General features: G+C 66.5%; 13 protein-coding genes and 1 tRNA gene. 12 read left to right on the top strand and 2 right to left on the bottom strand.

Translation table 11 applies throughout. The features are described from left to right. Positions 1-40 precede the first annotated feature (40 nt). The 3 genes from EYZ64_RS32100 (at position 41) to EYZ64_RS23045 (ending at position 899) form a co-directional block, all read left to right on the top strand. A complete protein-coding gene (locus tag EYZ64_RS32100; protein WP_167857936.1) occupies positions 41-205 on the top strand; it encodes a hypothetical protein in 165 nt (54 codons plus the stop codon). A gap of 217 nt (positions 206-422) precedes the next feature. After that, positions 423-671 carry a hypothetical protein gene (locus EYZ64_RS23050; RefSeq protein ID WP_135457036.1) on the top strand — a complete coding sequence of 83 codons (249 nt, stop codon included), beginning with the start codon at positions 423-425 and terminating at the stop codon, positions 669-671. 18 nt (positions 672-689) lie between these two features. Beyond that, positions 690-899 carry a hypothetical protein gene (locus EYZ64_RS23045; protein WP_135457034.1) on the top strand — a complete coding sequence of 70 codons (210 nt, stop codon included), beginning with the start codon at positions 690-692 and terminating at the stop codon, positions 897-899. Between the two features lie 265 nt (positions 900-1164). Here EYZ64_RS23045 and EYZ64_RS23040 read toward each other — a convergent pair. Continuing rightward, positions 1165-1237, bottom strand: a tRNA-Arg gene (locus EYZ64_RS23040). Positions 1238-1342: 105 nt separating this feature from the next. Between EYZ64_RS23040 and argS the strand changes: the two genes are divergently transcribed. The 6 genes from argS to rho all read left to right on the top strand — a co-directional run bounded on the left by argS (position 1343) and on the right by rho (position 10192). Further along, a complete protein-coding gene (argS, locus tag EYZ64_RS23035) occupies positions 1343-2992 on the top strand; it encodes an arginine--tRNA ligase (RefSeq protein WP_135457032.1) in 1650 nt (549 codons plus the stop codon). 83 nt (positions 2993-3075) lie between these two features. Further along, positions 3076-4413, top strand: coding sequence for a diaminopimelate decarboxylase (gene lysA, locus EYZ64_RS23030; RefSeq protein ID WP_210115688.1), 1338 nt, complete (start codon positions 3076-3078; stop codon positions 4411-4413). Next, the gene (locus EYZ64_RS23025; protein ID WP_135457028.1) at positions 4410-5729 is read left to right on the top strand and encodes a homoserine dehydrogenase; all 1320 of its coding nucleotides are present in this window, start codon (positions 4410-4412) and stop codon (positions 5727-5729) included. Before lysA ends, EYZ64_RS23025 begins: the two co-directional genes overlap by 4 nt. Beyond that, positions 5726-6826 (top strand): threonine synthase, encoded by a 1101-nt coding sequence (gene thrC, locus EYZ64_RS23020; RefSeq protein WP_135457026.1) that lies wholly within the window; start codon positions 5726-5728, stop codon positions 6824-6826. Before EYZ64_RS23025 ends, thrC begins: the two co-directional genes overlap by 4 nt. A 5-nt stretch (positions 6827-6831) precedes the next feature. After that, positions 6832-7779 carry a homoserine kinase gene (gene thrB, locus EYZ64_RS23015; protein ID WP_135457024.1) on the top strand — a complete coding sequence of 316 codons (948 nt, stop codon included), beginning with the start codon at positions 6832-6834 and terminating at the stop codon, positions 7777-7779. Positions 7780-8092: 313 nt separating this feature from the next. After that, entirely contained in the window at positions 8093-10192 is a 2100-nt protein-coding gene (rho, locus tag EYZ64_RS23010; protein ID WP_135457022.1) for a transcription termination factor Rho, read from the top strand. A 51-nt stretch (positions 10193-10243) separates the two neighbouring features. On the opposite strand, the gene EYZ64_RS23005 is transcribed toward rho, so the two are convergent. Next, positions 10244-10849, bottom strand: a complete 606-nt coding sequence (locus tag EYZ64_RS23005) for a TetR/AcrR family transcriptional regulator (protein ID WP_286175100.1) — start codon at positions 10847-10849, stop codon at positions 10244-10246. Between the two features lie 125 nt (positions 10850-10974). On the opposite strand from EYZ64_RS23005, the gene fadD1 reads away from it, so the two are divergent. From fadD1 to EYZ64_RS22990, 3 genes are all read left to right on the top strand, one after another. Next, a complete protein-coding gene (fadD1, locus tag EYZ64_RS23000) occupies positions 10975-12528 on the top strand; it encodes a fatty-acid--CoA ligase FadD1 (protein ID WP_135457017.1) in 1554 nt (517 codons plus the stop codon). A gap of 70 nt (positions 12529-12598) precedes the next feature. Then, complete coding sequence (locus tag EYZ64_RS22995) at positions 12599-12955, top strand: YciI family protein (RefSeq protein WP_135457015.1); 357 nt, start codon at positions 12599-12601, stop codon at positions 12953-12955. Then, positions 12952-14145 (top strand): RNA polymerase sigma factor, encoded by a 1194-nt coding sequence (locus tag EYZ64_RS22990; RefSeq protein ID WP_135457013.1) that lies wholly within the window; start codon positions 12952-12954, stop codon positions 14143-14145. Before EYZ64_RS22995 ends, EYZ64_RS22990 begins: the two co-directional genes overlap by 4 nt. Positions 14146-14227 lie beyond the last annotated feature (82 nt).

Raw genomic sequence — 14227 nt, 5'->3', positions numbered from 1 at the left:
CCCCTCAGTACGAGGGGCCTTAGCGTCGAATCGTTTGAACGTGATCGCCGCCTGGGCGCACACCCGGTTGCGTCGGGTGACGTTCTCGGTCGCCCTGCATTTCGCGCTCGTCTGGGTGACCGCCGACCAGTGCTTCACGGGGAGCCCGTCGAAGGGCTGGTTTGTCGCGGTCCGCGGCCACCTCGGCGTGGCCAGACCACCGTGATAATCGGTTGCACCGGAATCGGCGGGTTCCCACGACGTATGAGGTCCTGTTCTCGAGCCTTGGATGTGGAATCTACGAGGAGACCACCCTGGGCCACAAACCTCACTTGGCATCTCGGCGACCAACTGCGAAAGTCGTGCTGGGATTGTCGCCGTCACCCGCTAACGTCGACCTGGCCGCCATCCTGCGGCAAAGCCGTACAACGGGGAAGGTAGTGATGGACGCCGACATTTTGGAGAAGCTAACTCACATCGAGGATGTGTTGCGAGACATTCGCGATGGAAGAGCCGAGCCGCCAAAGGGCACCGGAAGTGAGATTGCCGCTACGCCGGAAGACATCTATAACAACCTGAACTCGATAATCGCACTGCTGGAGCGTCAGAACACCCTGATCTACAACCTTGGCAGAGCACTCTGCGATGTGAACGATTCCGTGCCCACATACTGGCAGAACTTGAACCGCTGAGTGCTTAGGGGAGACACGATGCCTGACACGTATGGAAACACCTGGGATGTCCTGGCCGAGACAATCGGTGCAGCTGAGGGGAAGTCCTCGGGTTCGTTCATGGAGATCGACCACCTCACTGTCGACCAGCGGCTCAAGGTCGCCGAGATCGGTGCATTATTGGCGATTGCGGAGGAGTTGTCTGCGATTCGGCACCGCGGCATTAACCCTGAGTTTAGTGCTGGCTGATGGTCCATAGCGGCTAGTAGGGACGCATCTGGCATGCGCCCTTACTAGCCCTGACGTCATCGTTCAGCTTGATATGCCAGTGCGGTTCCGTCTTGCGCCGCATCTCAACGTCCAGTGCTTCGGTGGAGTTCACCCATGCTGATCATGTTGCACGTCGCCTCGCTCAGCGTGCGGTGAGTGGTCGCCTACAAAACGCGGGCATCGAATCCGATGGCACCGGAATCACGGCGCGCTACTCGAATACTGTTTCCGCAGGTCAAAGGAGTGCCCCCGGCAGGATTCGAACCTGCGGCCTTCTGCTCCGGAGGCAGACGCTCTATCCCCTGAGCTACGGGGGCGCGGGCTGGAGACCAGCTGCGCCGATTGGGCTTGCATAGCGTAGCGCATACAAGAGCGAATACGGATTCGGGGCGCGGGGACCCCAGACCATAGGATGGACCCTCGTGACCCCCGCTGACCTTGCAGAGCTGCTCAAGGCTACTGCCGCCGCAGTGCTGACCGAACACGACCTGGACACCGCCGCGCTGCCCGACACCGTCACGGTCGAGCGCCCGCGCAACCTTGAGCACGGCGACTACGCGACGAACCTCGCGCTGCAGCTCGGCAAGAAGGTCGGCGTCAATCCGCGCGAGCTGGCCGGCTGGCTGGCCACCGCACTGGCCGCGGCCGACGGCATCGCGGCCGCCGAGGTCGCCGGGCCCGGTTTCGTCAACCTGCGTATCGAAGCCTCCGCGCAGGGCGTCATCGTCACCAACGTGCTCGACGCGGGAGCGGCGTACGGGAACTCCGCCGAGCTGAACGAGAAGGTCAACCTGGAGTTCGTCTCGGCCAACCCGACCGGACCCATCCACATCGGCGGCACCCGGTGGGCTGCAGTCGGCGACGCGCTGGGCCGGTTGCTGACCACGCAGGGCGCGGACGTCACCCGCGAGTACTACTTCAACGACCACGGCGCCCAGATCGACCGGTTCGCCCGCTCGCTGGTCGCCGCGGCCAAGGGGGAGCCGGCCCCGGAGGACGGCTACGCCGGTACCTACATCAACGACATCGCCGCGGCCGTGCTGGCCAAGCGGCCCGATGCGATGAGCCTGCCCGACGATGAGCGGCAGGAAGCCTTCCGTGAGATCGGCGTGGACCTGATGTTCACCCACATCAAGGAATCGCTGCACGAGTTCGGCACCGACTTCGATGTGTACACCCACGAAGACTCGATGCACACCTCCGGCCGCGTCGACCAGGCCATCGCCAAGCTGCGCGAGACCGGCAACATCTACGAGAAGGACGGCGCAACCTGGTTGCGCACCACCGAATTCGGTGACGACAAGGACCGCGTCGTCATCAAGAGCGACGGCAACGCGGCCTACATCGCCGGTGACCTGGCGTACTACCTCGACAAGCGCGAGCGTGGATTCGACCTGTGCATCTACATGCTCGGCGCCGACCACCACGGCTATATCGCACGGCTGAAGGCCGCCGCGGCCGCGCTCGGTGACAACCCGGACACCGTCGAGGTGCTGATCGGCCAGATGGTCAACCTGGTCCGCGACGGCCAGCCGGTACGGATGAGCAAGCGCGCAGGCACCGTCATCACTCTCGACGATCTCGTCGAGGCCATCGGCGTCGACGCCGCACGGTACTCACTCATCCGCTCCTCGGTGGACACCCCGATCGACATCGATCTGGCGCTGTGGTCCAGCGCGTCCAACGAAAACCCGGTCTACTACGTGCAGTACGCGCATGCCCGGTTGTCGGCGCTGGCCCGCAATGCCGCCGACCTCGGTGTCGCCGCCGACACGGCTCACCTGGATCTGCTGACCCACGACAAAGAGGGCATTCTGATCCGCAACCTGGGAGAGTTCCCCCGGGTGCTCAAAGCCGCTGCCGCGCTGCGTGAGCCGCACCGCGTGTGCCGGTACCTGGAAGACCTGGCCGGCGACTACCACCGGTTCTACGATGCCTGCCGCGTGCTGCCGCAGGGTGACGAGGAACCGGGCGATCTGAACGCGGCGCGGTTGGCGCTGTGCGAGGCCACCCGCCAGGTGATCGCCAACGGACTGGCCATCCTCGGTGTCACTGCTCCGGAGCGCATGTGAACGCGCATCCCGCCGGGCCGCGGCACGCCGAAGAGGTTCACCACCCCGGCGCGCCGGTGAAGCCGCAGAGTCCAGACGAGGTCATGTTGCTGGCCCCGAATGTGTGGCCGCGCAACCTGGTTCGCGGTGACGGCGGTGTGGTGTCGATCGCCGGGGTGCCGGTCACCGAATTGGCGGCCGAATACGGCACTCCGCTGTTCGTGATCGACGAGGACGACTTCCGGTCCCGCTGCCGCGACATCGCCGCGGCGTTCGGCGGCGGCGACTATGTGCACTACGCCGCCAAGGCGTTCCTGTGCAGTGAGATCGCGCGCTGGGTCGACGAGGAAGGTCTGTCGCTCGACGTGGCCACCGGGGGCGAGCTTGCGGTGGCGCTGCACGCCGACTTCCCGCCGGAGCGAATCACCCTGCACGGCAACAACAAATCCGTCGCCGAGCTGACCGCGGCGGTCAAGGCCGGGGTCGGGCATGTGGTCGTCGATTCCCTGATCGAGATCGCGCGTCTGGACGAGGTCGCCGGAGCGGCGGGCATCGTCCAGGACGTGCTGGTGCGGGTGACGCCCGGGGTGGAGGCGCACACCCACGAGTTCATCTCCACCGCCCACGAGGACCAGAAGTTCGGATTGTCACTGGCCAGTGGCGCGGCGATGGACGCGGTACGCAAGGTGTTCGCCACCGACAACCTGCGCCTGGTCGGACTGCACAGTCACATCGGCAGCCAGATCTTCGACGTGGCCGGCTTCGAGGTGGCCGCACACCGGGTGATCGGCCTGCTGCGTGACGTCGTATCGGAATTCGGTGTCGAGAAGACGTCTCAGATGTCGATCATCGATCTCGGCGGCGGTCTGGGTATTTCCTATGTGCCGCAGGATGATCCGCCGCCGATGCAGGAGCTTGCCGACAAGCTGCTGGCCATCGTGCGTAGCGAGTCCGAGGCCGTTGGGCTCCCGACACCGAAGCTCGTGGTCGAGCCGGGCCGCGCCATCGCCGGGCCGGGCACCATCACGCTCTACGAGGTCGGCACCGTCAAGGACGTGGCGATCAGCGCCACCGCGCAACGGCGCTACGTGAGTGTCGACGGCGGGATGAGCGACAACATCCGCCCCGCCCTGTACGGCGCCGAGTACGACGCGCGGTTGGTCTCCCGGGTCAGCGATGCACCCGCGACGCTGGCGCGGATCGTCGGAAAGCACTGCGAGACCGGTGACATCGTCGTTCGCGACACCTGGGTCTCGGAGGACATCGCGCCCGGCGACCTGCTGGCAGTTGCCGCCACCGGCGCCTACTGCTACTCGATGTCAAGCCGGTACAACCTGCTGTGCCGACCTGCTGTGGTGGCCGTGAAGGACGGCAAGGCGCGTTTGGTGCTCCGTCGGGAGACCGTCGACGATCTTTTGAGCCTGGAGGTGAGTGGTCAATGAGTGAGAAGCCCATCGGCGTAGCGGTATTGGGGCTGGGCAACGTCGGCAGCGAAGTGGTGCGCATCATCAACGAGAGCGCCGCCGATCTCGCCGCCCGCATCGGCGCCCCGCTCGAGGTGCGCGGCATCGGGGTGCGCAAGGTCTCCGGTGACCGTGGTGTGCCCAAGGATCTGCTCACCGACGACATCGTCGAGCTGGTATCGCGCGACGACGTCGACATCGTGGTGGAGTTGATGGGGCCGGTGAAGCCGGCCCGCAAGGCCATCCTGGCCGCGCTCGAGCAGGGCAAGTCGGTGGTCACCGCTAACAAGGCGTTGATGGCGCAGTCCACCGGCGAGCTGGCGCAGGCCGCCGAAAAGGCGCGCGTCGACCTGTATTTCGAAGCCGCAGTGGCGGGCGCCATCCCGGTGATCCGCCCGCTCACCCAGTCGCTGGCCGGTGATTCGGTGCTGCGGGTGGCGGGCATCGTCAACGGCACCACCAACTACATCCTGTCCGAGATGGACAGCACCGGAGCCGATTACGCCTCGGCATTGGCCGATGCCAGTGCTCTGGGTTATGCCGAGGCCGATCCCACGGCCGATGTCGAGGGCTACGACGCCGCGGCCAAGGCAGCGATCCTGGCCTCGATTGCGTTCCACACCCGGGTCACCGCCGACGATGTCTATCGCGAGGGCATCACCAAGGTGAGCGCGACCGACTTCGAATCCGCTCGTGCCCTGGGTTGCACCATCAAACTGCTGGCCATCTGTGAGCGGCTGACCAGCGATGAAGGCAAGCAACGTGTCTCGGCGCGGGTCTACCCGGCGCTGGTGCCGTTGTCGCATCCGCTGGCGGCGGTCAACGGTGCCTTCAATGCCGTGGTGGTCGAGGCCGAGGCGGCCGGTCGGCTGATGTTCTACGGCCAGGGCGCGGGGGGAGCGCCGACCGCGTCGGCGGTGATGGGTGACGTCGTGATGGCCGCGCGCAACCGGGTCCAGGGTGGACGCGGCCCGCGCGAATCCAAGTACGCCAAGCTGCCGATCGCCCCGATCGGGTTCATCCCCACCCGCTACTACGTGAACATGAACGTCTCGGACCGGCCCGGCGTGTTGTCTGCCGTGTCGGCCGAGTTCTCCAAGCGTGAGGTCAGCATCGCCGAGGTACGTCAGGAGGGCATGGTCGACGAGGGCGGCCGGCCGTGTGGTGCACGCATCGTGGTGGTCACCCACCAGGCCACCGATGCCGCGCTCTCCGAAACCGTCGAGGCGCTGGCCGATCTCGACGTGGTGCAGACCATCAACAGCGTGCTGCGTATGGAAGGAACGGACGCATGAACCCCGGGACGCAAGGAAAGACCAGCGCAGGGCCGGTGCACCGGCCCTGGCCGGGATTGATCGAGGCCTACCGCGATCGGCTGCCGGTCGGCGACAACTGGACGCCGATCACCTTGCTCGAGGGTGGCACGCCGCTCATCCATGCCAAGCGCCTGAGCGAACTCACCGGTTGCACAGTGCATCTCAAGGTCGAGGGGCTCAACCCGACCGGCTCGTTCAAGGACCGCGGCATGACCGTGGCGGTCACCGAGTCACTGGCGCGCGGACAGCAAGCCGTGATGTGCGCTTCCACCGGTAACACCTCGGCCTCGGCTGCGGCCTATGCCGCGCAGGCCGGCATCACCTGTGCCGTGCTGATCCCGCAGGGCAAGATCGCGATGGGCAAGCTGGCGCAGGCGGTCATGTACGGCGCCAAGATCATTCAGGTCGACGGCAACTTCGACGACTGCCTGGAGCTGGCTCGCAAGATCACCGCGGATTTCCCGACCATCGCCCTGGTGAACTCGGTCAACCCGTACCGCATCGAGGGGCAGAAGACCGCCGCGTTCGAGATCGTCGACGCGCTGGGCACCGCGCCCGATGTGCACGCGCTGCCGGTGGGCAACGCCGGGAACATCACTGCCTACTGGAAGGGCTACTCCGAGTACCACCGCGACGGCCTGTCGGACCGACTTCCGCGCATGCTCGGCACCCAGGCGGCCGGAGCTGCCCCGCTGGTGCTGGGTGAGCCGGTCAAGGAGCCCGAGACCATCGCGACTGCCATCCGGATCGGTTCGCCGGCGTCGTGGTCCGGAGCGGTCGAGGCCCAACAGCAGTCCAAGGGCCGGTTCCTGGCGGCTACCGACGACGAGATCCTGGCGGCGTATCACCTGATCGCCCGCAGCGAAGGCGTGTTCGTCGAGCCCGCGTCGGCGGCCAGCGTGGCAGGTCTGCTCAAGTCGATCGAGGACGGCTGGGTCGCGCGTGGCTCGACCGTGGTCTGCACCGTCACCGGCAACGGCCTCAAGGATCCCGATACCGCGCTCAAGGACATGCCCACCGTCACCCCGGTGCCGGTCGATCCGGTTGCCGTCGTCGCCAAGCTCGGACTGGTCTGAGCCTGGTGAATCAGACCCTGCCCGCCGGACTCACGGCCACCGCTGTCGTCGCAGCGTCCAGCGCCAACCTCGGCCCAGGCTTTGACAGCCTCGGGTTGGCGTTGAGCCTTTACGACGAGATCATCGTCGAGACAACCGAATCCGGCCTTCAGCTGGAGGTCGAGGGGGAGGGTGCGGGCCAGGTGCCACTTGATGCGACGCACCTCGTGGTGCGGGCCATCGAGGCGGGGCTGGCGGCCACCGGCCATCGCGTGGCCGGACTGATCGTGCGCTGCCGCAATGAGATTCCGCATTCGCGTGGTCTCGGGTCGTCGGCCGCCGCTGTCGTGGGCGGCTTGGCTGTGGTCAATGGTCTTGTGGCGCAAGCTGGTTCGGATCCGATGAGCGCTGAGCAGCTGATTCAGCTGTCCAGTGAGTTCGAGGGGCATCCGGACAATGCCGCGGCGGCAGTTCTCGGCGGGGCGGTGGTGTCCTGGACCGAAACCGATGACGACGGGCGGCCGCGCTACCGGGCGGCGCCGGTTCGGGTACATCCGGACATTCGGCTGTTTCCCGCGGTTCCGCAGCAGCGGTCGTCCACCGCCGAGACCCGCGCCGTGTTGCCCGAACAGGTCAGCCACGACGACGCGCGATTCAATCTGAGCCGTGCGGCCTTGCTGGTCGTGGCGCTGAGTGAGCGCCCGGATCTGCTGATGGCCGCCACTCAGGACGTGTTGCATCAGCCACAGCGCGCCGCGGCCATGCCGGCCTCGGCGGAATACCTGCAGCTGCTGCGGCGTTGTGGTGTGGCAGCGGTGCTGTCCGGAGCCGGACCTACGGTGCTGGGGCTGAGTTCGGCGGCGGGATTGCCTGATGAGGCCATGGATTACGGCACTGCCAATGGGTTCACCGTCAGGGAAATGTCGGTCGGAGCGGGCGTCCGCTGGACGTCTGGTGTGGTCGCCAGGAACTGACGATTGAGCGGCACGAGAAGAAGCAAACACCACACGCCCAGCGTCGATGTTGCTTGATTACTTGACCAAAGCGAGTTATTCTCGCTCTCGTCCAGCACTCGCAGGGTCTCTGCCTGCGTCGACACCAGGACGACCACCCAATCTTCTTGTGTTCTACTCGTGGACTGACGGTTCGCCGTATATCGGCGAATCCTGGCGATCGCCGTTGCGCAGGCGACGGTGTGAGCTACGCGCTCAGCGGTTCAGCTGAACGCGCATCGACCTTTGGGGAACCCTCGTACGACCTGATGAGCGAGGGAAAGAAAGGAAATCCGTGACAGATACGGACCTCTTCACGGCTGACAGCGCCAATGGCGCTGGGGATCTACCGCACGCCGTGACATCTGAAAGCACTGCGACCGCTGACACTGCGGCGCCGGCTGCTGCCTCTGCGCCCGGATCGGACACCGCGCGGCGCGCTTCGAGCGCCCGGCCCGCGTCGCTGTCGACCATGGTGCTGCCTGAGCTGCGAGCGCTGGCCAAGGAAATCGGTGTTGAAGGCGCGTCCGGTTTGCGCAAGAGTGAGTTGATCGCAGCTATCCGCGCCCACCGTGGCGAATCCAACGGTGCCGCCGAGGCCCCGCAAAAAGCCCCCGCCGACGTCCTGCCGGACGCCGGAGCCGAGGCCGCTGAGCCGCCGGCGACCCGTCGTCGTGAGCGTCGTGGTTCTTCGCGTCAGGCCGGTGCCCCGGTCGCCGACGCCGCCAATGACGACACCGCCAAGGCCGACGCCGCCAAGGGCGACACCACCAAGGGTGACGCCGCCAAGGGTGACGCCGCCAAGGGTGACGCCGCCAAGGGTGACGCCGCCAAGGTTGAGGCGAAGGCCGATTCCGCTGTTGAGGCCGTCACCAAGGACGCCGAGCCTGCCGCTGAGCAGCAGGAAAAGCCTGCCAGGCAGGACAAGCGTGACCGCCAGGAACGGCGGGATAAGCGCGAGCAGTCCGGCGACGAGAACAAGGCCGACAACAAGCAGGACGACAAGCGCGACCAGAAGCAGGACCGCGACCAGCGGCAGGACAAGGGCCAGGCCCGCGAGTCCGATCAGCAGGACAACCAGCAGAACCGGGGCGGCAACTCGTCGGGCAACAACGACGACGACGGCGATGGCGATGGCCGTCAGGGCCGCCGCGGCCGCCGGTTCCGTGACCGCGACCGCCGCCGCCGCGGAGAGCGTGGCACCGAGGGCGGTAACGAGACCGAACTGCGTGAGGACGACGTCGTCCAGCCGGTCGCCGGCATCCTCGATGTCCTCGACAACTACGCCTTCGTCCGTACCTCGGGCTACCTGGCCGGGCCGAATGACGTCTACGTGTCCATGAACATGGTCCGCAAGAACGGTCTGCGCCGCGGCGACGCGGTCACCGGTGCGGTCCGTGTGCCCCGCGAGGGTGGTGAGAGCGGCGGCAACAACCCGCGGCAGAAGTTCAACCCGCTGGTGCGCCTGGACAGCGTCAACGGCGGTCCGGTCGAAGCGGCCAAGAACCGGCCCGATTTCACCAAGCTGACCCCGCTGTACCCGAACCAGCGGCTGCGCCTGGAGACCACGCCTGAGCGGCTGACCACCCGCGTCATCGACCTGATCATGCCGATCGGTAAGGGTCAGCGTGCCCTGATCGTGTCGCCGCCCAAGGCCGGTAAGACCACGATCATGCAGGACATCGCCAACGCGATCACCAAGAACAACCCGGAATGCCACCTCATGGTGGTGCTCGTCGACGAGCGCCCGGAAGAGGTCACCGACATGCAGCGTTCGGTGAAGGGCGAGGTCATCGCCTCGACCTTCGACCGTCCGCCGTCTGACCACACCCAGGCTGCCGAGCTGGCGATCGAGCGGGCCAAGCGCCTGGTCGAGCAGGGCAAAGACGTGGTTGTCCTTCTCGACTCGATCACCCGTCTGGGCCGCGCGTACAACAACGCGTCGCCGGCCTCGGGCCGCATCCTGTCCGGTGGTGTGGACTCCACCGCGCTGTACCCGCCGAAGCGGTTCCTCGGCGCGGCCCGCAACATCGAGCACGGCGGCTCGCTGACCATCATCGCCACGGCGATGGTCGAGACCGGCTCGACCGGTGACACCGTGATCTTCGAGGAGTTCAAGGGCACCGGCAACGCCGAGCTCAAGCTCGACCGCAAGATCGCCGAGCGCCGGGTGTTCCCGGCGGTCGACGTCAACCCGTCGGGTACCCGCAAGGACGAGCTGCTGCTCTCCACCGACGAGTTCGCCGTCGTGCACAAGCTGCGCCGGGTGCTGTCCGGGCTGGACAGCCACCAGGCCATCGACCTGCTGATGAGCCAGCTGCGCAAGACCAAGACCAACTACGAGTTCCTGGTGCAGGTCTCCAAGACCGCCCCGGGCAACATGGACGTCGACTAAACGCGAGCGACGCGCGAATGGCCCCCGTACGCGGGGGCCTTTTGCGTATCGTCAGGCAGTTGCGTCGGGGCGTAATCCGGGCATCACGTAACGCCGGACGAACGCGAGCACCGCGTCGCCATCGCTGGGATCCAGTGTGTTCCCGGGCAAGGTTGCCAGCGAGATCAGAACTCGCGCAACCCATTCCGACGCCTCGGGGACATCGATGTCGGCGCGGACCTCGCCGCGGTCGCGGGCGGCCACCAGGTATCGCGACCAGAATTCGGCGAGATCGGGGATCATGCCCTGCACGCCGGCGCCCGCACACGCGGCGAACTCCTCGGGCTCGTCGTTGCGTAGCTTCATCAACACCGCGCCCGGATCGTCATAGGCTCGCAGGCCGTTCGCGACACCCGCGACGAGTTGGCTGTCCAAGCCGTCGACCTGCTCGAGCATGGCGTGGGCTTCCGACCAGAATGTGTCGTTGAGTCGCACGATCACCGCGCCCAGCAGCGTCGCCTTGTCCGGGAAGTGGCGATAGAGCCACCCGCGGGACACGCCTGCGGCCTCGGCCACCTCTGAGACGGTGGTCGCGCGAATGCCCTTGGTGCGCAGACATTCTTCGGCAGCGTCTATCAGTCGATCTCGCACGCTGCGGGGTGCCGTGGTGCTGGTCAACTGTGGTGTCTCCTGGTCATCTGATGGGGTTAGGTACATGATTCTGCCAAGGGTGTATCCCGTCGCGCCACAACCATGGTAGACAGTTTTCTAAATCTGTTCACTGAACTTTGGGGAATCATCGGATGGCCGAAACGCTGCAGCAGTTGCTCCGCGAGCGCGAAAGTGGCGACGCGGTCGCCATCAAGTACGGCGAACGTACCTGGACCTGGCGCGAGCACATCGCCGAGGCGAAGGCCCAGGCCGCCACGCTGATCGGGCTGGCCGATCCGCGGCGTCCACTGCATGTCGGCACACTCCTCGGCAACACCCCCGACATGCTGACCGCACTGGCCGCCGCGGCGCTCGGCGGTTACGTGCTGTGCGGCATCAACAACACCCGTCGGGGCGATGCGCTGGCCCGCGATATCGCGCGGGTCGAATGTCAGATCGTGCTCGTGGACCCGCAGCACCGCGACCTGCTCGACGGCGTCGACCTGCCCGGCGTCACCGTGATCGATGTATCGGAGGCCGCCTGGTCACCGCGGGAACTCACGCCACAGCGCGAGGTCGGGCCCGATGACACGTTCATGATGATCTTCACCTCGGGGACCAGCGGCGAGCCCAAGGCTGTCGAGGTGGCGCACTCCATCGTGCTGTTCTCCGCCGCGGCGCTGGTGCAGCGGTACGACCTCACCGAGGCGGACACCTGCTACCTGGCCATGCCGTTGTTCCACTCGAACGGGGTGTACGCGGGCTGGGGCGTGGCGCTCAGTTCGGGCGCGGCCATGGCGCCCGCACAGTTCTCCGCGTCCGGCTTCCTTCCGGACGTCCGCCGGTACGGTGCCACCTACATGAACTACGTCGGCAAGCCGCTGGCCTACATCCTGGCCACCGCCGAACAGGCCGACGATCATGACAACACGCTGCGGGTGGCGTTCGGCAACGAGGCGGCCGACCGCGACATCGACGAGTTCAGCCGCCGGTTCGGCTGCAGCGTGTGGGACGGCTTCGGCTCGACGGAACTGGCGATCATCATCACCCGGTCCGAGGGCACCCCGGCCGGCAGTGTCGGCCAGGGATTTCCCGGGGTGGCGATCTACGACCCGGAGACCGTCGAAGAATGCGCAATCGCAGAATTCGATGACACCGGCGCCCTGGTCAACGCCGACGCCGCCACCGGGGAGCTGGTCAACACCAACGGCAGCGGGATGTTCCGCGGCTACCACAATGATCAGGGCGCGACCGATGAACGCCTTCGGCACGGCATGTACTGGTCGGGTGACCTGGCCTACCGCGACGCCGACGGTTGGATCTACCTGGCCGGGCGTACCGCGGACTGGATGCGGGTGGATGGTGAGAACATCACCGCGGCACCCATCGAGCGAATCCTGTTGCGGCAGCCGGTGATCAGCCGTGTGGCGGTCTACCCGGTGCCCGACGAGTTCGTCGGCGATCAGGTGATGGCGGCCGTCGTGCTGCGCGATGGCCAGGAGCTCACTCCGGAAGGGCTGACCGAATTCCTTGCCGGTCAGGCGGATCTGTCGCCCAAATCCTGGCCGCGGTACGTCTGGCTTGCCGACGATTTGCCCAGCACCGCGACCAACAAGATTCTCAAGCGTGAACTGGTCGCCCTCGGCGCCGATCCGGCCGGTCGGGTGCTCTGGAAGCGCGACGGCACCACTTACTCGATTATTTGATCGTGTTGTCCCCTCGGGTCCCGCCCGTTCGTCTTGATGCTGTTAGACGATTCCCCCGAAGGAGACAACGATGAAATACGCAATCCTGATCTACCCCAAGCCGGGCACGCACGACGGTCTGCCGCCCGAGGAATATGCCGCACTCAACGCCGAGTACGTCGGGCTGCGTCAGGATCCTCGGTGCGTCGGCGGCGCCCACTTGGAGCCGGCCGAGACGGCGACGACGATCCGTAGCGGTCCGGGACAGGGACTGATCACCGACGGCCCGTTCGCCGACAGCAAGGAAGTTCTCGGCGGCTACTTCGTGCTGAAGGCCGCTGACCTGGATGAAGCCCTGGAGTTCGCGCAGCGCGTCCCGGCGATCAGGCTGGGTGGTGCGGTCGAGGTACGACCGCTCATCGATACCCCCGGGGAGGGGGCGCACTGATCGAGGCGATTTTCCAGCGCGAGTGGGGCCGGGTCCTGGCCGCACTCATCGGCTTCCTCGGCGACTTCGACCTCGCCGAGGACGCCGCGCAGGAGGCGTTCGTCATCGCCGCCGAACGCTGGCCCCGCGACGGAATGCCGCAGGCGCCGGTGGCCTGGTTGGTGCGCACCGGGCGCAACCGCGCGATCGACCGGGTGCGTCGGGAACAGACTCGGCGAACCAAGACCGGGCTGCTCCGAGTCGATCAACGGACTGTGTTCCTGGACGACGTCGATCTGGACGACAACGCCATCCCCGACGAACGCCTGGAACTGATCTTCATGTGCTGCCATCCGGCGCTGGCCACCGAGGCGCAGGTGGCGCTCACATTGCGGGCCCTGGGTGGGCTCACCACGGCCGAGATCGCCCGGGCGTTCCTGGTTTCCGAGGAGACCATGAAGCGCCGGCTCTCTCGGGCGAAGGCCAAGATCAAGGCGACGAACATCCCGTTCGGGCTGCCCGCCGACCGTGTCCTGCCGGACCGCGTATCGGCTGTGCTCGCGGTGATCTACCTGATCTTCAACCAGGGGTTCACCGATCGCGACGACCTCGCCGCGGAAGCGATCAGGCTCGGGCGCTTGGTCGCTGGGCTGAAGGCCGACGAGCCCGAGGTGCATGGGCTGCTGGCCCTGATGCTGCTGCACGATTCGCGACGTGCCGCCCGGATCGTTTCCGGTGCTTTGATCCCGTTGGCCGAGCAGGACCGGTCTCTGCACGATCAGACCAAGGTCGATGACGGCCGGGCCGCCCTCGACCGTGCGCTGGCCATGCGGCGACCCGGCGGACCGTACGTGCTGCAGGCTGCGATCGCCTCACTGCAGGCCGACCCGGAGATCGATTGGCCCGCCGTCGTCGCGCTCTATGAGCGGCTCGAGTACCTGACGGGATCGGCAGTGGTCGGGCTGAACCGTGCGGTGGCCACCGCCGAGGCGGGTGATCCGGCCCGCGCCCTCGAACTCATGGACGCGCTGGAGCTCGGCGATTATCGCTATCTGCCGTCGAGTCGAGCGGAACTGCTGCGCCGCCTGGGTCGAGACGACGAGGCGCGGCAGGCGTTCGAGCGTGCCCTGCTGCTGGCCACGACGGATCCGGAACGGCGATTCCTCGAGCGCCGGTTGTCCGAGTTCCGATCGAGACCGGGGGAGGAATAGCGGCCGGTCATCCCGCGTTTAGGAGGTTGGCGGTTGACCTGGCATAATGAACCGCCGACCCTCGGTCCCGGTTCACGTCCGC

Origin of the sequence: Mycobacterium sp. DL99, from assembly GCF_004762045.1 — a bacterium.
Lineage (GTDB): Bacteria > Actinomycetota > Actinomycetes > Mycobacteriales > Mycobacteriaceae > Mycobacterium.
Note: the sequence above shows the minus strand (reverse complement) of the source record. Positions and strands in the feature narration are given on the sequence as shown.

What these genes read in the sequence shown, in the direction of transcription:
- EYZ64_RS23050 (WP_135457036.1), top strand. Translation starts at nt 423, where the DNA reads ATGGACGCCGACATTTTGGAGAAGCTAACTCACATCGAGGATGTGTTG.
- EYZ64_RS23045 (WP_135457034.1), top strand. Translation starts at nt 690, where the DNA reads ATGCCTGACACGTATGGAAACACCTGGGATGTCCTGGCCGAGACAATC.
- lysA (WP_210115688.1), top strand. Translation starts at nt 3,076, where the DNA reads ATGTTGCTGGCCCCGAATGTGTGGCCGCGCAACCTGGTTCGCGGTGAC.
- EYZ64_RS23025 (WP_135457028.1), top strand. Translation starts at nt 4,410, where the DNA reads ATGAGTGAGAAGCCCATCGGCGTAGCGGTATTGGGGCTGGGCAACGTC.
- thrC (WP_135457026.1), top strand. Translation starts at nt 5,726, where the DNA reads ATGAACCCCGGGACGCAAGGAAAGACCAGCGCAGGGCCGGTGCACCGG.
- fadD1 (WP_135457017.1), top strand. Translation starts at nt 10,975, where the DNA reads ATGGCCGAAACGCTGCAGCAGTTGCTCCGCGAGCGCGAAAGTGGCGAC.
- EYZ64_RS22995 (WP_135457015.1), top strand. Translation starts at nt 12,599, where the DNA reads ATGAAATACGCAATCCTGATCTACCCCAAGCCGGGCACGCACGACGGT.